The sequence below is a fragment of the Cupriavidus sp. U2 genome (assembly GCF_009663685.2).
GTDB classification, from domain to species: Bacteria; Pseudomonadota; Gammaproteobacteria; order Burkholderiales; family Burkholderiaceae; genus Cupriavidus; species Cupriavidus necator_C.
This window is the reverse complement of the sequence record NZ_RCOG02000002.1, coordinates 541,851-563,621: the sequence shown is the minus strand read 5'-3', so window position 1 is coordinate 563,621 and position 21,771 is coordinate 541,851. Positions and strand designations below refer to the sequence as shown.

Sequence of the window (21,771 nt, the reverse complement as noted above, 5' to 3'; positions counted from 1 at the left end):
AAACTCCAGTCAGAGAGGGGCAGGCGGGCGGTTGGCGCGAAGGGCGCTATGCTACCATCCGCCGCCATTTCCGGCCGTTTTCCTGTCGTTTTTCCCTTTTTTCCGTCCTTCCATGCCGCGTACCCTCGAGGCCGCCGAGCCCATCCTGTCCGATGACGGCATCCCGTATTCGCCGCGTTACGACGATGTCTATCACAGCACCGCGGGCGGCCTGGCACAGGCCCGGCACGTCTTCCTGGGCGGCAACGGATTGCCGGGCAACTGGGCGGGGCGCGAACAATTCGTCATCGTCGAGACCGGTTTCGGGCAGGGGCTGAACTTCCTGGCCACGTGGCAGGCATGGCGCAACGCGCCGCAGCCCTGCGCGCGCCTGCATTTTGTTTCCATCGAAAAGCACCCGTTCACGCGGGAAGGGCTGGCGCAGTTGCATGCCCAATTGGGCGACCTGCTGCCGCGGGCCACGCAACTCCAGCAGCAGTGGCCCGACGCGCTGCCGGGCCTGCATCGCCTGACGTTCGAGGGCGGGGCGGTGACGCTGACGCTGGCGTTCGGCGACGTGCAGACGATGCTGCCGAAGCTCGTGGCTGGCGCCGACGCGTTCTACCTCGACGGCTTCTCGCCGTCGCGCAACGCCGACATGTGGTCAGACACCGTGTTGCGCGGGCTGGCCCGCCTGGCACGGATGGGGGCGACGCTGGCCACCTATACGGCGGCCGGATTCGTGCGCCGCGGCCTGCAGGCGGCCGGTTTCGAAGTCAGCAAGGCGCCGGGGTTTGGCGGCAAACGCGACATGACGGTCGCGCGCTTTGCGCCCGTCTGGAAGAATCGCCGCCACGCGCCGCCGGACGCTGCCCGCTGGGCTGCGCGGCATGCCATCGTCATCGGCGCGGGGCTGGCCGGATGCGCAGTCACCGAGCGGCTGGCCGCGCGTGGCTGGCGCGTCACGCTGTTCGATGCCCACGACGGACCGGCGCGCCAGACCTCCGGGCATCGCGCGGCGGCCATGCACGCGCACGTTTCGGCCGACGACAGCCTGCTGTCGCGGCTGTCGCGCGCCGGCAACCTGCATGCCCTGCGCGCGTGGCAGTCGCTGGCCGATGCCGGTCACCCGGTGGGGTGGCATGGCTGCGGCGTGCTGCAGACCGGCGAGGACGATACCGAAAATGCGGCGCAACATGCCGCACTCGATGCACTGGGCTTTCCTGAATCGTTCGTGCGATGGATGGCGCCCGACGAGGCTGCGGCGTCCCACGGCGCCCCGGTGAGCCGTGGCGGGCTCTGGTTTTCGCAGGGCGGGTGGGTGGCGCCTCCCGATATTTGCCGCGCCCAGCTAGCCGCCGCCGGCAACCGGCTCGATGCCCGCTTCGGATGTCGGGTGGCGGGCATCGAGCATGTCGATGGAAAGTGGCTCGCTCGCGATGCCTCGGGCGCGGTACTGGCCAGCGCGCCCGTACTGGTGTTGGCCAATGCGCACGAGGCCGAACGGCTGGTGCCGGCCCGCTTCCTGGCGCTGCGCCGCGTACGCGGGCAACTGACCGACCTGACCCCGGCCCAGGTCGAGGCGCTGGGCGGGTGGCCCGACTGCGTGGTGACCGGCAGCGGTTATCTGTTGCCGCGTGGCGAGCAGGGTGGGGCCCGGGTGGGGTCCAGCTATGAACCCGATACGGGCCCGCTGGCCGAAAGCGCCGCAGTGCATGCCGCCAACCTGCGGCGTGTGGCGTCGCTGCTGCCCGACCGGGCGGCCGCGCTGGCCCGGATCGACCCAGGGACGCTAACGGGTTATGTCGGCGTGCGCACCGTCACGCACAACCGCTTGCCGCTGATCGGCCGCATGGCCGACGAGGCGCAGGCGCTGGCACATGCGGGTGCGCTCCGCGGCGCGCACTTGCGCGAGTTGCCTCGTCTGCCCGGGCTCTACGCGGCTCTTGCATACGCGTCGCGCGGCCTCACATGGGCCGCACTGGGCGCCGAACTGATCGCCTGCCAGGTTGAGGGTGAACCGCTGCCACTGGAGGCGGATCTCGCCGATGCCGTCGATCCGGCCCGTCTGCTGCTGCGGGCCCTGCGTCATGGGCAGGCGGCAGACCCGTCGGGGCAGGATCCGGGCCGGATCCTGACTGACTAGGGTAAAAACTGCCGGAAGCGAATGAAAACCGTGCGATAATCCGCGTTTTCCGTTTGCGCGGAGACCTCCGCTCGCGAGCACTGGCCGCGGCCAGGCGGCAAGGTGCGCAGGCGGATGCGCTGACAACAACTATTTCTGGATTGGATTAACGACCATGTCGAACGTCATTGAAAACCTCGGCAAGCTGGACCGCAAGGTGACCCTGGCTATTCCCAAGGCCGAAGTGCAGAAGGAAACGCAGGAACGCCTGGTACGTCTGTCGAAGACCGTGAAAATGTCCGGCTTCCGTCCGGGCAAGGTGCCGATGAAGATGGTCGAGAAGCAGTACGGCCAGCAGGTGGAATTCGAGGTGCGCTTCGACAAGGCCGCCCGCAAGTTCTTCGACATCACCCAGGCCCAGGACGTGAAGGTGGCCGGTCAGCCGAAGTTCGACATCAAGACCGAAGGCGTTGCCGAGGACGAACTGGCTTTCGAAGCCACCTTCGAGGTGTATCCGGAAGTCAAGATCGGCGATCTGGCCTCGGCCGAAGTGACCCGCACGAAGACCGTGATCGGCGACGCCGAGATCGACAAGACCGTCGACATCCTGCGCAAGCAGCGCGTGCACTACCACCACCGCGGTGAAGCCGGCGCCCATGGCGACGGCGGCGGCGAAGTGGATGCCAAGAACGGCGATCGCGTGACGATCGACTTCGTCGGCAAGATCGACGGCGTGGAATTCGCCGGCGGCAAGGCCGAGGACTTCGTGTACGTGCTGGGCGAAGGCCGCATGCTGCCCGAGTTCGAACAGGCCACGCTGGGGCTGAAGGAAGGCGAGAGCAAGACGTTCCCGCTGACCTTCCCTGAGGACTACCACGGCAAGGAAGTGGCCGGCAAGACCGCCGAGTTCACGATCACGCTGAAGAAGGTCGAGTGGGCGCACATGCCGGAAGTGGACGATGCGTTCGCCAAGTCGCTCGGCATCGCCGACGGCAGCGTCGAAAAGATGCGCGCCGACATCCGTGAAAACCTGGAGCGCGAAGTCAAGCGCCGCACGCATTCCATGCTGAAGGACGAAGTCATGGAAGCCCTGCTGAAGGTGAGCGAGCTGGACGTGCCCAAGGCCCTGATCGAACAGGATCAGGAACGCCTGGTGGAAATGGCGCGTCGTGACCTCGAGCAGCGTGGCATGCCAAACGCCAAGGACATGCCGATTCCGGCCGAGATGTTCGCCCAGCAGGCCGAGCGCCGCGTGAAGCTGGGCCTGATCCTGGCCGAGATCGTCAAGGCCAACGGCCTGGAAGCCAAGCCGGAACAGGTCAAGGCCGAGATCGAGGACTTCGCGAAGAGCTACGAAGACCCGAAGGAAGTCATGCGCTGGTACTACGGTGACCAGCAGCGCCTGGCCGAGATGGAAGCCTACGTGCTCGAAAACAACGTGGTAAATTTCGTGTGCGACAAGGCCAAGGTTACGGACAAGTCGGTGTCGTTCGAGGAACTCACCGCCGCGCCCGCACAAGCCTGAGGTCGGGCAAGGCCGGATGCCGCGCATTGACGCGGCGACGGTCCGTGTCAACCGGCCTCGCGCGCTGGCCGGTTGACACCATTCCTGAATATCTGGAGAACCTGCATGACCCGCAATGATTTGCTTGATCGTCTCGCCACCACGCAGGCTTCTGCCCTGGAGACCCAGGGTCTCGGACTGGTGCCGATGGTTGTCGAGCAGTCCGGCCGGGGCGAGCGCGCGTATGACATCTACTCGCGCCTGCTCAAGGAACGCGTCGTCTTCATGGTTGGCGAGGTCAACGACCAGACCGCCAACCTGGTGGTGGCCCAGCTGCTGTTCCTGGAAAGCGAAAACCCGGACAAGGACGTGTCGCTGTACATTAATTCGCCCGGCGGTTCGGTTTCGGCTGGCCTGGCGATCTACGACACGATGCAGTTCATCAAGCCTGACGTGCAGACCCTGTGCATGGGCATGGCGGCGAGCATGGGCGCTTTCCTGCTCGCTGCAGGTGCCAAGGGCAAGCGCAGCGCGCTGCCGAACTCGCGCATCATGATTCACCAGCCGCTCGGTGGTGCACGTGGCCAGGCCTCGGACATCGAGATCCAGGCGCGCGAGATCCTGTACCTGCGCGAGCGACTGAACAGCATCCTGTCGGAAGTCACCGGGCAGCCGGTCGAGAAGATTGCCCGCGATACCGATCGCGACAACTTCATGAGCGGCGACCAGGCGGTGGACTACGGTCTGATCGACAAGGTGATCACCCGCCGCAGCTGAAATCTGGCCGGTGTGCCGGCACATGGGCCCGGAGGCATCCTGTCGGAAGCATCCGGGCGGTGACCGCAGGCCGGGCACCTGCCGTATTGGCCTGCGTCGTGCGCCAAATGACGAAGGCTACACCGGAACGAGGCTGTGCGCCTCGTTTTTGCGTTTTGCCCCACACGCAGGGGATGCCGCCGACTGTGCCAATTGTTTTGGCGTATGATGCGTTTAATGCGTTTCCCGCCGGGACGTTTCTGGCGAGATCCACACTGCTAATGTGACTGATTCCTATGGCGGACAAAAAAGGTTCATCCAGCGAGAAACTTCTCTACTGCTCGTTCTGCGGCAAGAGCCAGCACGAGGTAAAGAAGCTGATCGCGGGCCCGTCGGTGTTCATTTGCGACGAATGCATCGACCTGTGCAACGAGATTATCCGTGACGAGGCCGCCGCGACCGACAAGGACGCCGCCGCTGTCACGCGCTCGGATCTGCCCACGCCCCACGAAATCCGCGAAAGCCTTGACCAGTACGTGATTGGTCAGGAACAGGCCAAGAAGATTCTGGCCGTGGCGGTCTACAACCACTACAAGCGTCTGAAGCACCTCGGCAAGAAGGACGACGTCGAGCTGTCGAAGAGCAACATCCTGCTGATCGGGCCCACCGGCTCGGGCAAGACGCTGCTTGCCCAGACGCTGGCGCGCCTGCTGAACGTGCCGTTCGTGATCGCCGACGCCACCACGCTGACCGAAGCCGGTTACGTGGGCGAGGACGTCGAGAACATCATTCAGAAGCTGCTGCAGAACTGCAATTACGAGGTCGAGAAGGCCCAGCGGGGCATCGTCTACATCGACGAAATCGACAAGATCTCGCGCAAGTCCGACAACCCGTCGATCACGCGCGACGTGTCTGGCGAGGGCGTGCAGCAGGCGCTGCTGAAGCTGATTGAAGGCACCATGGCCTCGGTGCCGCCGCAGGGCGGCCGCAAGCATCCGAACCAGGACTTCCTGCAGGTGGACACGACGAACATCCTGTTCATCTGCGGCGGCGCATTCGACGGCCTGGAAAAGGTCATCATGCAGCGTTCGGACAAGACCGGCATCGGTTTTGACGCGCAGGTGCAGAGCAAGGAAGAACGCGAGGTCAGCGAGGTGCTTCCGCAGACCGAGCCCGAGGATCTGATCAAGTTCGGTCTGATCCCGGAACTCATCGGGCGTCTGCCGGTGGTGGCAACGCTGGCCAAGCTGGACGAGGCCGCGCTGATGCAGATCCTGGTCGAGCCGAAGAACGCGCTGGTCAAGCAGTATCAGAAGCTGCTGGCCATGGAAGGCGTCGAGCTGGAGATTCGCCCGGCTGCGCTGACCGCCATTGCGCGCAAGGCCATCCGTCGCAAGACGGGCGCCCGTGGCCTGCGTTCGATTCTCGAACAATCGCTGATGGACGTCATGTACGACCTGCCCAATTACAAGGGTGTGCAGAAGGTGGTGATCGACGAAAGCACGATCACTGGCGACGCACCGCCGCTGCTGATGTACGAAGAGCAGCAGCCCAAGGTGGCAGGCTCGAACTGAGCGAGGTCCAACTGACGCCGAACGTGCCGGACCCGCGTGGTCCCAACCATACTGGCGACACTTTCAAGCTGCCGTTCGCTGGAAAGCGAGCGGCTTTTTTTCTTCAATTCCACAAACTAACGGGAGCAAACGCGGGTATGCTGTTTCAGAGTGGGTCCCGGGTGCAGTTTGCGGCACGTTTTTTAAGTGCCGGGAATTGATGATGGGTATCTTGCAATCGAATCCCGAGACCCTATTTACGCCTTAAATGACTGACTGGGGAAAATGATGTCCGGAACACAACTCCTCCCGGCTGAGCCGATTCGCCTGCCACTGTTGCCGCTGCGCGACGTGGTGGTGTTTCCGCACATGGTGATCCCACTGTTCGTGGGACGCCCGAAGTCCATCAAGGCGCTCGAGACTGCGATGGAGTCGGGCAAGAGCATCATGCTCGTGGCACAGAAGACGGCCGCCAAAGACGAACCGACAGCCGAAGACCTCTACGAGGTTGGCTGCATCGCCAATATCCTGCAAATGCTGAAGCTGCCCGACGGTACCGTAAAGGTGCTGGTCGAGGGTACGCAACGTGCAAACATCACCGAGGTGAGCGAGGACGATTCGCACTTCATGTGCGAAGCCGTGCCTGTGCCGCCCGCACCGGCTGAATCGGCCGAGACCGAGGCCCTGCGCCGCGCGATCGTGTCGCAGTTCGACCAGTACGTAAAGCTCAACAAGAAGATCCCGCCGGAGATCCTGACGTCGCTGTCGGGCATCGACGAGGCGGGCCGCCTGGCCGACACCATTGCCGCGCATCTGCCGATCAAGCTCGAGCAGAAGCAGAAGATCCTGGAAATGGTGAAGGTGACGGAACGCCTGGAGAGCCTGCTGTCGCAGCTCGAGGGCGAGATCGACATCCTGCAGGTAGAAAAGCGCATCCGTGGCCGCGTCAAGCGCCAGATGGAAAAGTCTCAGCGCGAGTACTACCTGAACGAGCAGGTCAAGGCCATCCAGAAGGAACTGGGCGAGGGCGAGGAAGGTGCAGACCTTGAAGAGCTGGACAAGCGCATCAAGGCCGCACGCATGCCCAAGGAGGCCAAGAAGAAGGCCGACGCCGAGTTCAAGAAGCTCAAGCTGATGTCGCCGATGTCGGCCGAGGCGACCGTCGTGCGCAACTACATCGACACGCTGGTCAACCTGCCGTGGCGCAAGAAGAGCAAGGTCAATAACGACCTGGCCAACGCCGAGCGCGTGCTGGACGAAGACCACTACGGTCTCGAGAAGGTCAAGGAACGCATCCTTGAGTATCTTGCCGTGCAACAGCGCGTGGACAAGGTCAAGGCGCCGATCCTGTGCCTGGTCGGGCCTCCCGGCGTGGGCAAGACGTCGCTGGGCCAGTCGGTGGCGCGCGCCACGAACCGCAAGTTCGTGCGCATGGCGCTGGGTGGCGTGCGTGACGAGGCCGAGATTCGCGGTCACCGCCGTACCTACATCGGGTCGATGCCGGGCAAGATCCTGCAGAGCCTGTCGAAGGTTGGCGTGCGCAATCCGCTCTTCCTGCTCGACGAGATCGACAAGATGGGCATGGACTTCCGTGGCGACCCGTCGTCGGCCCTGCTCGAAGTGCTGGACCCGGAACAGAACCACACGTTCCAGGACCACTACATCGAAGTGGACTTCGACCTGTCGGACGTGATGTTCGTGGCGACGTCGAACTCGCTGAACATTCCGCCGCCGCTGCTGGACCGGATGGAAGTCATCCGTCTCTCGGGTTACACCGAGGACGAGAAGGTGAACATCGCCACGCGCTACCTGCTGCCGAAACAGATCCGCAACAACGGTCTGAAGCAGGGCGAGATCGACGTCACCGAGGCGGCCATCCGCGACATCATTCGCTACTACACGCGTGAAGCGGGCGTCCGTTCGCTGGAACGCGAGGTGTCGAAGATTGCCCGCAAGGTGGTCAAGCTGCTGCTGCTGAAGAAGGAGTCGAACGCGGTCAAGGTGGATTCCGAGAACCTCGACAAGTTCCTTGGTGTGCGCAAGTACGACTTCGGCCTGGCCAACAAGGAAAACCAGGTGGGCCAGGTGACCGGTCTGGCGTGGACGGAAGTGGGCGGCGATCTGCTGACCATCGAAGCCGCGATCATGCCGGGCAAGGGCAACATCTCGCGTACCGGCTCGCTGGGCGACGTGATGAAGGAGTCGGTCGAGGCCGCGCGGTCGGTGGTGCGTTCGCGGGCACGTCGCCTGGGTATTACGGATGAGATGTTCGAGAAGCGCGACATCCACATCCACGTGCCAGAAGGCGCCACGCCCAAGGATGGTCCGTCGGCAGGTATCGCGATGACCACCGTGCTGGTGTCAGTGCTGACGGGGATTCCCGTGCGTGCCGATGTGGCGATGACCGGCGAGATCACGCTGCGCGGCGAAGTGCTGCCGATCGGTGGCCTCAAGGAGAAGCTGCTGGCTGCCCACCGTGGCGGTATCAAGCTGGCGCTGATCCCCGAGGAAAACGTGAAGGACCTGGCGGACATCCCCGACAACGTCAAGAACGCCATCGAGATCGTGCCCGTGCGCTGGATCGACAAGGTGCTGGAGCTGGCACTCGAGCGCAAGCCCGAGGCGCTGCCCGAGGAAGATGCCAAGCCTTCCGAAGTGGCGGACAAGGGCGAGGCCAAGGTCGAGCGCATTCATCACTGATCGACGCCATCGTTGAAACGCCAAAAGCCGCGGGTTTGCGCCCGCGGCTTTTTGTTTGCGTGGCGCGCGTGACGCAAGAGAATCGTGCAATCAACGCTTGGCAAATTGAAAAGTCTCGTATTACAATCGCGGCCTCGCAACGCAAACAGCGGCAACGAAGCAGCAACCGCCGAATCGTGCGTAGCGAGAATTACCTTGCAGGCAACTGGCTTGCGTGGTCCATGTGGGTGCTTAGCTCAGCTGGTAGAGCGGCGCCCTTACAAGGCGTAGGTCGGGGGTTCGAACCCCTCAGCACCCACCACACTGGATCGCAGCGCACAGGTCTTGCAGGAACACCGACGCAAGGAGTGGTAGTTCAGTCGGTTAGAATACCGGCCTGTCACGCCGGGGGTCGCGGGTTCGAGTCCCGTCCACTCCGCCAACATAAAAGCCCGCATCTGCGGGCTTTTTGTTTTTGCATATTCTGATCCGCGCAGCGGGCGTTCCAGTTCGTTGGCGCGAACGTGCAGGCATCCTGACCCAAACGCACTCCGCGCCACATATTCCGCAGGTCTGGCGTCCCGCTCCTGATAGAATCGCGAAGTTTGACTGTCGGCCCAAAGGCCCCAACCCTTTCACCCGAAAAGCATGCTTGATTTCGTACGCAACAACCGGCGCCTGATGCTTTTGCTGCTGCTGGTGCTTGTCTTCCCGTCGTTCGTGTTCTTCGGTGTCGAGAGCTACTCGCGCTTCATGGACAGCTCGCATGACGCCGCCAAGGTCGATGGCCGTACCATCACCGTGCAGGAAGTCGACAACGTGGTGCGTGACCAGACCGAGCGCATGCGCCAGATGCTTGGCAGCAATTACGACCCGCGCATGTTCGAGAGCGCCGCGGCACGCCAGTCGGTGCTGGACCAGCTGATTCTGCAGCGCGTGGTGGCCGACGCCACGGCCAAGAAGAATCTGACGGTGTCGAACGAGCAACTGCGCCAGGCCATCGAGTCCATTCCGGCGATCGCCCAGCTGCGCAGTCCGGACGGCAAGCTCGACGAGAAAGCCTATATCCAGCTGCTGGCCCAGCAGGGCATGACGCCCGAACAGCTCGACGCTCGCATGCGCTTCGAAATGGCGACGCAGCAACTGGGCGGCGCGGTGGGCACCACCGCTTTCGTGCCGAAGTCGCTGCTCGATCGACTGATCGCCATCCGCGACCAGCAGCGCGACGTGCAGGCCCTGCTGATCAAGCCCGCTGATTTCACTTCGAAGGTGACGCCTGATGCCGCCGCGCTGAAGGCCTATTACGAGTCGCATCTGTCGGCCTACACCACGCCCGAGCAGGCCAAGGTGGAGTACGTGGTGCTGTCTGGCGATGCCATGGCAGCCAGCCAGGCCGTCACGCCGGAAGAGCTGAAGTCCTACTACGACAGCAATGCCCAGCGTTTCCGTACGGAAGAGCAGCGTCGCGCCAGCCATATCCTGATCACGGTTCCGAAGGATGCCAAGGACGCGGATCGCAAGGCTGCTAAGGAGAAGGCCCAGAAGCTGCTGGACGACGTGCGCAAGCACCCGGAAACGTTCGCGGACGTGGCGAAGAAGAACTCGCAGGACCCGGGCTCGGCAGAGAAGGGCGGCGATCTGGGGTTCATGGGGCGCGGTGCACTGGTCAAGCCGTTCGAGGACGCCATGTACGCGCTCAAGGACGGCCAGATCAGCGATCTCGTGGAGACCGACTACGGCTACCACATCGTCAAGCTGACCGGCATCAAGCCTGCTGCCACCCAGCCGCTGGACGAAGTGCGTCCGGAGCTTGAGGCGGAGCTGAAGAAGCAGCTGGCCAGCAAGAAGTACACCGAGCAGGCGGACGCCTTCGGCAACACGGTCTACGAGCAGTCCGACAGCCTGAAGCCGGCTGCCGACAAGTTCAAGCTGACGATCCAGACCGCCGACAATGTCACGCGTCAGCCGAATCCGGCCCTGGGCAAGGACAATCCGCTCAACAACGACAAGGTTCTGAAGGCCCTGTTCAGCGACGACACGATCAAGAACAAGCGCAATACCGAGGCCATCCAGGTGGGCCCGACGACGCTGGTGGCGGCGCGTATCGTCGACTACCGCCCGGCGACCGCGCGCAAGTTCGAGGACGTGGAAGCCCAGGTGCGCCAGGCATATGTTGCGCAGCAGGCGGCCGAACTGGCCCGCAAGGATGGCGAGGCCAAGCTTGAGGCGCTGAAGAAGGCCGACAGCGCCAGCGGGTTCGGCCCGACTGTTACGGTGTCGCGCGCCAAGGCCGACAACCTGTCGCCGAAGGCCGTCGATGCCATCATGCGTGCCGACGCCACCAAGCTGCCGTCGGTGGTCGGTGTGGATCTGGGTGCGGACGGCTATGCGATCTATCGCATCAGCAAGGTCAGCACGCCGACCGAAGCCAATGCCGCGCAGCGCCAGGCCGATGCGCAGCAGCTGAGCCAGCTCGCTGGCCAGACCGAACTGGCAGCCTACTATGACGCCCTGAAGGCCAAGGCGAAGGTCAAGATCCTGCATCCGGTGAAGTCGGAGGACCTGGCCCCGGCCAGCGAAGCAGCCGCACACTGATACGCCGTCGCGACGCCGGATGGCAAAAAGCCCCTGCAGTTCACACCGCAGGGGCTTTTTCTTTTCTGCCGGGGACGCCCGGCGCAGGATCAGTGGCGCCTGGCAGGCGCCTTCAGCAGCGGCTTCAGCGCGGGCCAGACCGTGTCGAGCAACGCGGGCTGGGCGGCCGATGTCGGGTGAATCCGGTCCTCCTGAAACCACTCCGGGCGTGTCACCACCTTGTCGAGCAGGAACGGTACCAGCTGGGTCCGGTATTCTCCCGCGAGCTTCGGGAAGAGTCCGAAGAACCGTTCGGTGTAGTCGGCCCCGTAGTTTGGTGGGATGCGCATGCCCACCAGCACCACTTGTGCGCCGGCCTTCTGGGCATCCCCGATGATGCTGCGCAGGTTGGTTTCGGTCGATGGCAGCGACAGGCCGCGCAGCGCGTCGTTGGCGCCCAGTTCCACGATCACGATGGCGGGCTTGTGCCGCTTGAGCAGGTCCGGAAGCCGGGTCTTGCCGCCGACCGTGGTCTCGCCGCTGATGCTGGCATTCACGACGCTATAATCAAACCGCTCGCGGCGCAGGCGTTCCTGCAGCAGGCTTGCCCAGCCCGTGCCGCGTGCAATGCCATATTCGGCCGACAGGCTGTCTCCCAGCACCAGCAGCGCGGGCCCGGCCGACGCAGTGGCCGCGCCCTGCGCCATGGCGCGCGGCGTCAGCAGTGAACCGAACAGGGCGACCGCTGTCGCACTACAAGCTGCCAGCATCCGCCGGCGACCAACGTTTGCCATCCTCTCGCGCATGTCCTCTTCCATTCTTGCTGTCGAGTCACTCGGAAAGACCGTAGCTGACACGACGGGTTCGCTGACGATTCTGCACGACGTCTCGTTTTCCGTCACGGCCGGCGAAACGCTGGCCATCGTCGGCGCTTCGGGGTCGGGCAAATCCACGCTGCTCGGCCTGCTGGCCGGGCTTGACCTGCCCAGCAACGGATCGGTTCGCCTGCACGGGCAGGATATCTTCCAGCTCGACGAAGACCAGCGCGCGGCGCTGCGCGGGCGCCATGTCGGCTTTGTGTTCCAGTCGTTCCAGCTTGTCGGGCACCTTACGGCGCTGGAAAACGTGATGCTGCCGCTGGAGCTGCGCGGAGAAACCGCGCGCGTACGCGAGCGTGCCACGGAAATGCTCGAGCGCGTGGGACTGGGCAAGCGCCTGACGCACTATCCGCGCACGCTGTCGGGTGGCGAGCAGCAGCGCGTGGCGCTGGCCCGCGCCTTCGTGGCACGGCCGGACATCCTGTTTGCCGACGAGCCCACCGGCAGCCTGGACACCGCCACCGGCGAAGCCGTGATCGCGCTGATGTTCGAACTCAATCGCGATGCCGGATCCACACTGGTACTGGTGACGCACGACCGCTCGGTGGCCGCGCGTTGCGGACGTGTCCTGACGATCGATGCCGGCCGGGTGGCCAGCGACGAACTGATGGGAACGGAAATCTAGCCGGCTACTGGCCACGCAAAAAGGCAAGGGCTGCGAAGGCAGCGATCCCGCCGCCCCCTCAGCCGCGCCCGAGCACGCCACGTGCGCGGGCGATCAGCGCAGCGGTCGACGCATCATGCGTGGCTGTGCCTTGCCCGGTCAGTTCCTGTTCGATCGGCCGCGCCAGGATCTTGCCCAGTTCCACACCCCACTGGTCGAACGAATTGATGTTCCACACCACGCCCTGCACGAAGGTGCGGTGCTCGTAGAGGGCGATCAGTGCGCCCAGCACGTGGGGCGTCAGGTCTTCCATCAGCAGCGTATTGCTGGGGCGGTTGCCCTCGAAAACCATATGCGGGATGCGGGCCTCGTCGGTGACACCGGCGGCGCGCAGTTCATCGGCGCCACGGCCGCGCATCAGCGCCTCGGCCTGGGCAAAGCAGTTGGCCAGCAGCTTGGCGTGATGGCCGGGCAGGTCGCGCGGCGGCACCAGCGGCGCCACGAAGTCCACGGGCACGATCTGCGAACCTTGGTGGATCATCTGGAAGTAGGCATGCTGGCCGTTGGTACCCGCCGTGCCCCAGACGACAGGCGATGTTTCCGCGTGTACCGGGTCGCCGTTCAGTTGCACCGACTTGCCGTTGCTTTCCATCTCCAGTTGCTGCAGGAAGGCAGGAAACAGTTCGAGCGAGGTGGAATAGGGCGCCATGCAGCTGGTCGGCATTCCAAAGAAATTGCGATACCAGATGCCCAGCATGCCCATGACCACGGGCATGTTGCGGGCCAGCGGCGCCGTGCGGAAATGATCGTCCATGGCCCGGCCACCGAGCAGCAGGTCTTCGAACGCGTCGAAGCCCACGGCCAGCGCAATCGACAGGCCAACCGACGACCAGAGCGAGAAACGGCCGCCGATCCAGTCCCAGAATTCGAACATGTTGGCCGGGTCGATACCGAACTTGACCACGGCTTCGCGGTTGGTGGACACGGCAACGAAATGGCGTGCCAACTGGTTCTCGGCCACGCCGTGGCGCAGGAACCAGTCGCGCATGCTGCACGCGTTGGCCATGGTCTCCAGCGTGGTGAACGTCTTCGAGCACACGATGACGAGCGTGCGCGCTGGGTCCAGCCGTACTAGCGTCTCGGCCAGTTCGGTCCCGTCGACATTGGACACGAAATGCATGCGGGGCCCTTGCGGGTCCGCCAGGTGGGCCAGGGCGCGGCACACCATGCGTGGCCCGAGGTCCGAACCGCCGATGCCGATGTTGACGATGTCGGTGATGGTCTGGCCGTTGAAGCCAGTCCAGCCGCCGTTGCGCACGCGGGCGGCGAAATCGCGCATGCGGCCGAGCACGTCGTTGATGCCGGGCATGACCGATGACCCGTCCACCTTGAACGGCGCGTCGGGCAAGGCGCGCAACGCCACGTGCAGCGCGGCGCGGTCTTCCGTCGTATTGATATGCTCGCCGGCGAACATGGCATCGCGGCGCTGGGCCACGCCCGCTTCCTCGGCCAGCTTCATGAGCAGGGCGAAGGTCTCGAACGTAATGCGGTTCTTCGAGAAGTCGAGGTACAGGCCGGCGGCTTCCAGCGAGAAGTCCTCGACGCGGCGGGCGGCTTCGGCCTCGGCGAACCACTGCTGCATCGGCGTGTGGCGGATGGCATCGTAGTGGTGGCGCAGGGCAGTCCAGGCGTGGAGTTCAGTCGGCATGGGGGTGTTCTGGAGATCTCGGGCATTGGCCAGCCGTAACGGGCCTGAGCGCAAGTATATCGCTCCGATGTGATGTCAAAAGCCGAAAGTAGCAGCAAAACGTAACGCCACTTGCGGCATCTGCAAAACCTTAACAGTCGAGTCGCTCCCGCCGTATCGGGCGTTGTCCGACGTGGGGCCGGGTTTGTGCGCGGGGCTGCGCAGTGGTTGTGCGCCGTCACGAACGCGGAGTATGTGCGCCAGCGCGCGTTCGCCGCCGTCGGCGGCAGCCTGGGGCGACTAGCGGCGTAGCCGCGTGGCCACCCGGCGCAGCACGGGTTCGCCGCCTGCCACGCACAGGCCGCCGGCGCAGATCACCGCAATGCCCAGGGCGGTGGTCCAGTCCGGCAGGTGGCCGAATGCGAAGTATCCGACCACGGTAGCGGAAAAGATCTGCAGATACAGGAACGGGCTCAGGAACGAAGCGTCTGCATACTGGAATGCGCGGATCACAAAGTAGTGTCCAAGCGACCCGGTGAGGCCTGCCGAAAGCAGAAGCGCCGCTTGCGTCGGCGTCGGCACGGACGCGAACCAGAAGAACGGTACCAGCAGCGTGGTCAGCGCGGCACCCGTCACGCCGCTCTGGATCAGCGTTGTCATGGGCGCGTCATGCGCGGCGATGCGGCGCGTCAGCATTTGCAGCAGCGCAAACAGCAGCGCCGACAGCAGGCCCAGCCCCACGCCCACGGCGTCGAGTTCGCCGCCGGGGCGGACCACCACCAGCATGCCGGCGAAGCCGATGCCGACGCCGATCCAGCGCGTCCATCGCGCATGTACGCCGGGGCGCTCGCCCAGCAACCACGGCGACAGCGCCACGACGATCAGCGGCGCACAGAAGTTCAGCGCGGTGGCGGTGGCCAGCGGCATCAGCTTCAGCACGCTGAAGAACACCAGCGTCGAGGCCAGCATCAGCGCGCCGCGCAGCCACTGCAGGCGCGGCGCGGCGGGACGCGACTGCCGTTGCCAGCGCGCCGGCCCGATCAGCAGGAAGATCGCCACGACGTGGCCCAGATAACGGACCCACGCCACGGCCACCACGGGCAGGCCCTGCTGGGTCAGCGTCTTGCCCGTGGCGTCGAGCAGGCTCAGAATCCATTGCCCCATAACCAGCAGGGCGATGCCGGTCAGCAGGCGCCGCCGCGCGCCATCGCCATTTTCGCCGCCGGCCAGTGTGCCAACCTGGGTCATGCCGCGCCGCCTTGCAGCAACGCGTTGAAGATGGCCCGTGCGGGCAGGTAGAGCTCGCTCGCGGTCAGACCGGCGGGACCGGTGCCGGCGTCCACCAGCCGATCGGCGGCGCGCCCGTGAATCCATACCCCGGCACGTGCGGCGGCCAGCATCGGCACGCCTTGCGCCAGCAACGCGCCGATCATGCCGGCCAGCACATCGCCGGTGCCGGCCGTGGACAACCCGGCATTGCCGGTGGGATTGAGGGTGGCGGGAGCGCTCTCGGCCGTTGCGATGACCGTGCCGGATCCCTTCAGTACGACCGTGGCTTGCCAGCGGGTGGCCAGTGCGTGCGCGGCAGCCAGGCGGTCGCGCTGCACGTCGGCCACATGGCTGCCCAGCAGGCGCGCGGCTTCGAGCGGGTGCGGCGTCATCACGTAGTCCAGCCCGCTGTCGATCAGCGACTGGTTCAGGGCTTCGTCAGCCGCCAGCAGGTTCAGGGCATCGGCGTCGAGCACCAGCGGCAGCTCCGCATTGGCACAGAAGTCGATCAGCTTGACCAGTTGCTTGCGCGCTGCCGTGCCACTGCCCATGCCGGGCCCGACCACGAAAGCCGACATCGCATCGAGCGACAGTTCGTTCACCTGATGCAGCATCAGTTCCGGGTGAACCGGATCGATGGCCGGTGCCGGCTGGGCCAGGAAGCCCACGTGCACGCGGCCCGCGCCGAGATGCAGCGCGGCGCGCGCACCCAGCAGCGGTGCGCCGGTCATGCCATGGTTGCCGCCGATCACGGCCAGGCTGCCGAAGCGGCCCTTGTTCGCGGCGTGGTCGCGGCGCGGCAGCGCATGCAGGAACGCGCCGGGCTGGTTGACGATGGCCACCGGCCGCTCGGCAGGCGGATAGTCCGGGCCTAGCGGGGCGATGTCGATGGCGCCCGCGCAGTCGCGGCCATCCAGTGTCAGCAGGCCCGGCTTGGCGGCCAGGAACGTCAGCGTGCGGCGCGCCCGGACGGCCGGCTGCCCTGCGCCCGTATCGGCAAAGAGCCCGCTCGGGATATCGAGCGCATACACCGGCAGGTGCGACGCATTCAGATGCGCAATCCAGCGTGCCATCTCGCCATCGGCGGCACGGTTCAGACCGATGCCGAGCAAGCCGTCGACGACCGCGACGCAGCCGGTGGGCCAGGGCGGCAAGGCCGCCTCGGGGTCCGGATGCGTGGCCAGCAGCGGCACGCCGGCGGCGCGGGCGTCGAACCAGGCGCGCGCGGCATCGACCGGCAACTGGTCTGCTTCGGCGATCAGCCACGCTTCGACCAGGCGCCCGGCCTGATGCAGGCGCGTGGCGGCCGCCAACGCATCGCCGCCGTTGTTGCCACGGCCGGCCAGGAACAGGATGCGGCCACTGGGCACATGCTGGTGGATCCAGTCTGCCGCGGCGGCGCCCGCGCGCGACATCAGCGTGAAGGGCGCCGTGGCGTCCAGCCCGGCCTGTTCGACCCGGCGGATCGCCGCCACGTCGTAGAGCGGGGTCGGATCGTCTCCGGCCGCATCGAGCGGGAACCAGACGGGCGCGGCGGCGGTCTCGGCCGGCGTGCCCGGCTGGGTGGCGGACAGGGAGGAAGCGGTGACGTCGGTATTCATGTCGGGCTCACGCATCCGGGTGGGTTTCCTGAGGATGACTGCGGGTGTCCGGAGCTTACTTGAGCTCCTTCGCCATCACCACGTCGGGCAGCCAGGTGACCACGGTGGGCCACACCGTGATGATGCCGATGGCAACGACCATCATCATGAAGAACGGCAGCGACACGCGCGCTATATAGTTGCTGTCCTTGCCGGTCATGCTCTGGAGCACGAAGAGGTTGAAGCCCACGGGCGGGGTCACCTCGGCGATTTCCACCAGCAGCACGATGAAGATGCCAAACCATACCAGATCGAACCCGGCCGCCTGCACCATGGGCAGCACCGTGGCCGTGGTCAGCGCGATCATCGAGATGCCGTCCAGCGCCGTGCCCAGCAGGATGTAGATCACGGTCAGCACCGCGATCAGCGCCCACGGCGACAGGTGCAGCGCGGCAACCCACTCGGCCAGTGCCCGCGGAATGCCCGTGAAGCTCATGGTGACCGACAGGAACGACGTGGCGCCCAGTACGAACATGATCATCGCGGTCAGGCGGGTGGCCGACATCAGGCTTTCCCAGAACGCCTTGCGTGTCAGCGATCCGCCCGCCCAGGCCAGGCCCAGCGATGCCACCACGCCGTACGCGGCCGCCTCGGTGGCGGTGGAATAGCCGGCCATCATGATCCAGGTGATGAAGGCGATCAGGATGATGCAGGGCATCAGTTGCCGGATCGAGGCCAGGCGGGCGCCCCAGCCGAAGGTCTCGGCCGGCGGGGTCCGGTTCGGATTCATCAGCGCCCAGACGACGATATAGCCCGAGAACAGCAGCATCAGCAGCAGCCCGGGCAGGAAGCCGGCCAGGAACACGCGGATGATCGACACATCGGCCGATACCGCATACACGACCATCGTGATCGACGGGGGTATCAGGATGCCAAGCGTGCCCGCGCACGACAGCGACCCCAGCGTGACGCGTTCGTCGTAGCCGCGCCGGGTCAGTTCGGGCAGGGCGGACTTGGCGATCGTGGCGCAGGTGGCGGCCGACGAGCCCGAGACCGACCCGAAGATGCCGCAGCCCAGGATGTTGACGTGCATGAGACGCCCGGGCAGCCAGTTCAGCCACGGCGACAAGCCGTTGAACATCTGCTCGGACAGCTTGGTGCGGAACAGGATTTCGCCCATCCATACGAACAGCGGCAGAGACGCCAGCGTATACGAGGCGCTGGACGACCACCACGCGTTGGCCAGGTTCACCAGCGCGTCGTGGTCGGAGAAGATCACCAGACCCACCCATGACGTGACGGCGATGGCGACGGGGATCCAGGCGCCAATGGCCAGGAAGACGATCATGACCAGCAACAGGACCAGTGCAACGAGTACGGTGCTCATCAGATGGTCTCCCCGAAATCGCCGGCGGCCAGCTTGGCTTCCTGCGCCAGCTGGTAGCGCGGCTTCTGCCGGCGCACCACGCGCTGCCATTCGTCGGCCACGGCCAGCAGGAAGCCGATGGCGCCGAGCACGGCAAAGCTCTGCGGAATCCAGAGCGGGATCACGATCTGGCCTTGCGAAACATCGTTGATGTCCCAGCTTTGCCAGGCGAACGTGCCAAGCGCCCACGCGGCATAGCCAGCGAACACCACGCAGATCGTGAGCGATACCACCTCCAGCGGCCAGCGGCGGCGGGGGCCGACCGCATCGAGCAGCATCTCCACGCGCACGATGCCGCCGTGCTGGAAGGTCTGGCCAAGGATCAGAAAGGCCGATGCCGCGCACAGCCAGGCGACGATGTCGTCGCCGCCCTTGAGCACGAACAGGGTCTCGCGTGAGATCGACATCGCGATCATCATGATGCAGACCGCCAGGATGCAGAGCGCACCGAGGACGGCAAACGCGTCAAGCAGATGGTCGAGCCATCGCTTCTTGATGAGAGGGGCTTCCATGAGATAACAGGCTACCGGTAATACTGCGGACAGCATGGAACAAGCCCGGCGCGATGCCCTGCGGCATGCGCGCCGTGCCGGTGGAACAAAACGCGTGGCCGGCGTTCAAGCCGTGGTCGGCTGCTTATTTGCGATAGGCGTCGAGGATGGCCTTGCCGTCGTCGCCGGCGCTTTTGGCCCATTCGCCCACCATGACTTCGCCCACCTTCTGCATGTCGGCCTTGAGCTGGGGCGACGGCGGGGCCACGGTCATGCCGTTCTTCGACAGCGTGCCCAGGTATTCCTTGGTCTTCTGTTCCGAGACCTGCCAGCCGCGCTTCTCGGCGTCCGCCACGGCCTTGAGCAGGGCGTCCTGGGTAGGCTTGTCCAGCGCGTTGAACGCCTTCTTGCTGACCACCAGCATGTTCTTGGGCAGCCAGGCATCGACGGTGTAGAAGTACTTGACCGATTCCCAGACCTTGGTGTCCACGCCGGTGGCGCCCGACGACATGAACGAGTTGACCGTGCCCGTGGCCAGCGCCTGGGCCAGGTCGGCGGCCTGGATCGTCACCGGCTGGGCGCTGACGAGTTCGGCGATCTTGGAGGTGGCCGGGTTGTAGGCGCGCCATTTCAGGCCCTTCATGTCGGCGGCGCTGTTGATCGGCTTGTTCGCGTAGATGCCCTGTGGCGGCCAGGCCACCGCGTAGAGCAGCTTCATGCCCTGGCGGTCGAGCACCTTGTCGGTGACCGGCTTCGAGGCCTGCCAGAGCCGGTACGAATCGGCGTAGCTGGTGGCCAGGAATGGCACCGCATCGACGCCGAACACGGGATTCTCGTTGGCCAGCAGCGACATCAGGATCTCGCCCATCTGCACCTGGCCGGTCTGCACCCCGCGCTTGATCTCGTTGGCCTTGAGCAGCGAGCCGTTCGGATGGATGACGATCTTGAGCTTGCCGCCCGTGGCCTTTTCCACGTCGTTGGCCATCTGCTGCAGGTTTTCGGTGTGCAGGTTGGTGGCCGGGTATCCGGTTGGCAGGTCCCACTTGGTATCCGCCCGTGCCGCCGTGGCGGCCAGCAGCAGTGCCGCCGCCGCGACTGCCATTGCCTTGACTCGCATCTCGATCTCTCCTGGTGTTGCGCTCGGGCGCCTGCCCGGCTGCGCGGGTTTGGAACTACCTGGAACTGCCGCCGCGCTGGGCCTCAATGTCTGAGACATAAGCGCGGTACCGCGGTCACGGCGCGGGCCTGGCTCAGCCTGCGTGCTGTGACGGTCGAACGATCGATTCCAATGCAAGGGCCGTGCCTAGCAGGTGCGCGTCGCGCATCGGGCCGTGCGACAGCATCAGGCCCACTGGCAGTTCGTCCGGCGCCTGGCACGGCAGCGACACCGAGCAGCCGTCCAGGAAATTGAAGGCCGACGTATTGCGCAGTAGCAGGGCATTGGTGCGGAAGAACAGGGCGTCGTCGGCCACCAGCGGGGCAATCGGCGGGGCCACCATCGGCACGGTCGGGCAGACCACGGCATCGAACGGTGCCAGGCGCGCTTCCATGCGGGCAATCCAGTCCAGCCGGGCGCGGTGCAGCGCGATGTAGTCGGCCGCGCTCATCGCGGCGCCGCGCTCGATACGGCTCAGCACGCGCGGGTCGTAGCGGTCGCGATGGGTGGCCAGCAGGGCGCGGTGATACGAAAAGGCCTCGGGCGCCGAGAAACCGCCGGCCGCGTTGAGGCCGGCCAGTTCGGCCAGCTCGGGCATGTCCACGTGTTCCACGTGTACCCCCGCCGCCGACAGCCGGCCCATGGCGCGGTCGAAGGCACGCGCCACGGCGTCGTCCATGTCGTCGAGCACCAGCTGGCGCGGAATGGCCAGCCGCAGGGCCGTGGGCGCGTTGACGACCGGAATGACCGGGGCGTCGGCGATGACGCTGTCCACGGCAATGCAGTCGGACAGCGTGCGTGCCATGGCGCAGGCCGTGTCCAGCGTGGAGGAGAGCGGAAACGCGCCGGTCAGCGGCACACGGCGCGCGGTGGGCTTGTAGCCGGTGATGCCGCACAGGGCGGCCGGAATCCGGATCGATCCGCCTGTGTCGCTGCCCAATGCCGCCACGGCCGTGCCCAGCGCGACGGAAACCGCTGCGCCCGACGAAGAACCGCCCGGAATGCGTGCGGTCGTGTCGTCGCACGGGTTGACCGGCGTGCCGAAATGGGGATTGATGCCGACGCCCGAGAACGCGAATTCGGTCATGTTGGTGCGGCCAATCAGGGCCGCCCCGACCGCGCGCAGCCGGGCTACCACGGCGGCATCGGCCGTGGCGGGTGCCGCGTCCTCACGGGCGGCCGACGCGGCGCGCGTGACCTCGCCGGCCACGTCGTACAGATCCTTGACCGATACGGGCAGGCCGGCCAGCGGATGCAGCGGCTTGCCGGCGCGCGCGGCGGCGTCGGCGGCGTGCGCCACCTGGCGGGCGGCATCTAAGGTGGTGTGAAGGTAGACGGCCTTGCCGGCGGGGCTCGCGGCCCGGGCGGCCGCGTCGGCGATCAGGTCCGCGCGGGACGTCTGGCCGGCGCGCAGGCTGGTGTGGATCGATTCAAGCGATTCGAGCGGATCGGGATGAGGCAGCATGCGGCGGCGTGACGATGAAAGGCGTTGCGGAACCAGACCGCATCC

The 21,771-nt window shown here is 65.6% G+C and carries 15 protein-coding genes and 2 tRNA genes; 9 read left to right on the top strand and 8 right to left on the bottom strand.

The genetic code is table 11. The annotated features are described in order from the left end of the window. Positions 1-112: 112 nt before the first annotated feature. From mnmC to D9X30_RS04080, 8 genes are all read left to right on the top strand, one after another. A complete protein-coding gene (mnmC, locus tag D9X30_RS04115) occupies positions 113-2,125 on the top strand; it encodes a bifunctional tRNA (5-methylaminomethyl-2-thiouridine)(34)-methyltransferase MnmC2/FAD-dependent 5-carboxymethylaminomethyl-2-thiouridine(34) oxidoreductase MnmC1 (RefSeq protein ID WP_153948154.1) in 2,013 nt (670 codons plus the stop codon). A 154-nt stretch (positions 2,126-2,279) separates the two neighbouring features. Then, positions 2,280-3,629 carry a trigger factor gene (gene tig, locus D9X30_RS04110; RefSeq protein WP_153948155.1) on the top strand — a complete coding sequence of 450 codons (1,350 nt, stop codon included), beginning with the start codon at positions 2,280-2,282 and terminating at the stop codon, positions 3,627-3,629. A 105-nt stretch (positions 3,630-3,734) separates the two neighbouring features. Further along, positions 3,735-4,385 (top strand): ATP-dependent Clp endopeptidase proteolytic subunit ClpP, encoded by a 651-nt coding sequence (gene clpP / locus D9X30_RS04105; protein WP_008651661.1) that lies wholly within the window; start codon positions 3,735-3,737, stop codon positions 4,383-4,385. Positions 4,386-4,660: 275 nt separating this feature from the next. Continuing rightward, on the top strand, positions 4,661-5,938 hold the full coding sequence (gene clpX, locus D9X30_RS04100; RefSeq protein ID WP_066738113.1) for an ATP-dependent Clp protease ATP-binding subunit ClpX: 1,278 nt from the start codon (positions 4,661-4,663) through the stop codon (positions 5,936-5,938). A gap of 267 nt (positions 5,939-6,205) precedes the next feature. Then, entirely contained in the window at positions 6,206-8,617 is a 2,412-nt protein-coding gene (gene lon / locus D9X30_RS04095; protein ID WP_153948156.1) for an endopeptidase La, read from the top strand. 225 nt (positions 8,618-8,842) lie between these two features. Beyond that, positions 8,843-8,918: transfer RNA gene (locus D9X30_RS04090), tRNA-Val, on the top strand. Positions 8,919-8,961: 43 nt separating this feature from the next. Then, a tRNA-Asp gene (locus D9X30_RS04085) sits at positions 8,962-9,038 on the top strand. A gap of 206 nt (positions 9,039-9,244) precedes the next feature. Continuing rightward, on the top strand, positions 9,245-11,191 hold the full coding sequence (locus D9X30_RS04080; RefSeq protein WP_153948157.1) for a SurA N-terminal domain-containing protein: 1,947 nt from the start codon (positions 9,245-9,247) through the stop codon (positions 11,189-11,191). Positions 11,192-11,280: 89 nt separating this feature from the next. On the opposite strand, the gene D9X30_RS04075 is transcribed toward D9X30_RS04080, so the two are convergent. After that, complete coding sequence (locus tag D9X30_RS04075) at positions 11,281-11,877, bottom strand: arylesterase (RefSeq protein ID WP_228770945.1); 597 nt, start codon at positions 11,875-11,877, stop codon at positions 11,281-11,283. Between the two features lie 97 nt (positions 11,878-11,974). On the opposite strand from D9X30_RS04075, the gene D9X30_RS04070 reads away from it, so the two are divergent. Then, positions 11,975-12,673 carry an ABC transporter ATP-binding protein gene (locus tag D9X30_RS04070; protein WP_153948159.1) on the top strand — a complete coding sequence of 233 codons (699 nt, stop codon included), beginning with the start codon at positions 11,975-11,977 and terminating at the stop codon, positions 12,671-12,673. 58 nt (positions 12,674-12,731) lie between these two features. Here the strand turns inward: D9X30_RS04070 and pgi are convergent, their stop codons facing one another. The 7 genes from pgi to D9X30_RS04035 form a co-directional block, all read right to left on the bottom strand. After that, the gene (pgi, locus tag D9X30_RS04065) at positions 12,732-14,360 is read right to left on the bottom strand and encodes a glucose-6-phosphate isomerase (RefSeq protein ID WP_153948160.1); all 1,629 of its coding nucleotides are present in this window, start codon (positions 14,358-14,360) and stop codon (positions 12,732-12,734) included. Positions 14,361-14,639: 279 nt separating this feature from the next. Continuing rightward, entirely contained in the window at positions 14,640-15,587 is a 948-nt protein-coding gene (locus D9X30_RS04060) for a DMT family transporter (RefSeq protein ID WP_153948161.1), read from the bottom strand. Then, positions 15,584-17,209, bottom strand: a complete 1,626-nt coding sequence (locus D9X30_RS04055; RefSeq protein ID WP_153948162.1) for an NAD(P)H-hydrate dehydratase — start codon at positions 17,207-17,209, stop codon at positions 15,584-15,586. Before D9X30_RS04055 ends, D9X30_RS04060 begins: the two co-directional genes overlap by 4 nt. A gap of 55 nt (positions 17,210-17,264) precedes the next feature. After that, on the bottom strand, positions 17,265-18,575 hold the full coding sequence (locus D9X30_RS04050) for a TRAP transporter large permease (protein ID WP_153948163.1): 1,311 nt from the start codon (positions 18,573-18,575) through the stop codon (positions 17,265-17,267). Then, positions 18,575-19,126 (bottom strand): TRAP transporter small permease subunit, encoded by a 552-nt coding sequence (locus D9X30_RS04045; protein ID WP_153948164.1) that lies wholly within the window; start codon positions 19,124-19,126, stop codon positions 18,575-18,577. Before D9X30_RS04045 ends, D9X30_RS04050 begins: the two co-directional genes overlap by 1 nt. A gap of 124 nt (positions 19,127-19,250) precedes the next feature. Beyond that, complete coding sequence (locus D9X30_RS04040) at positions 19,251-20,222, bottom strand: TRAP transporter substrate-binding protein (RefSeq protein ID WP_153948165.1); 972 nt, start codon at positions 20,220-20,222, stop codon at positions 19,251-19,253. A 133-nt stretch (positions 20,223-20,355) separates the two neighbouring features. After that, positions 20,356-21,726, bottom strand: a complete 1,371-nt coding sequence (locus D9X30_RS04035) for an amidase (protein WP_153948166.1) — start codon at positions 21,724-21,726, stop codon at positions 20,356-20,358. Between the last annotated feature and the right edge of the window lie 45 nt (positions 21,727-21,771).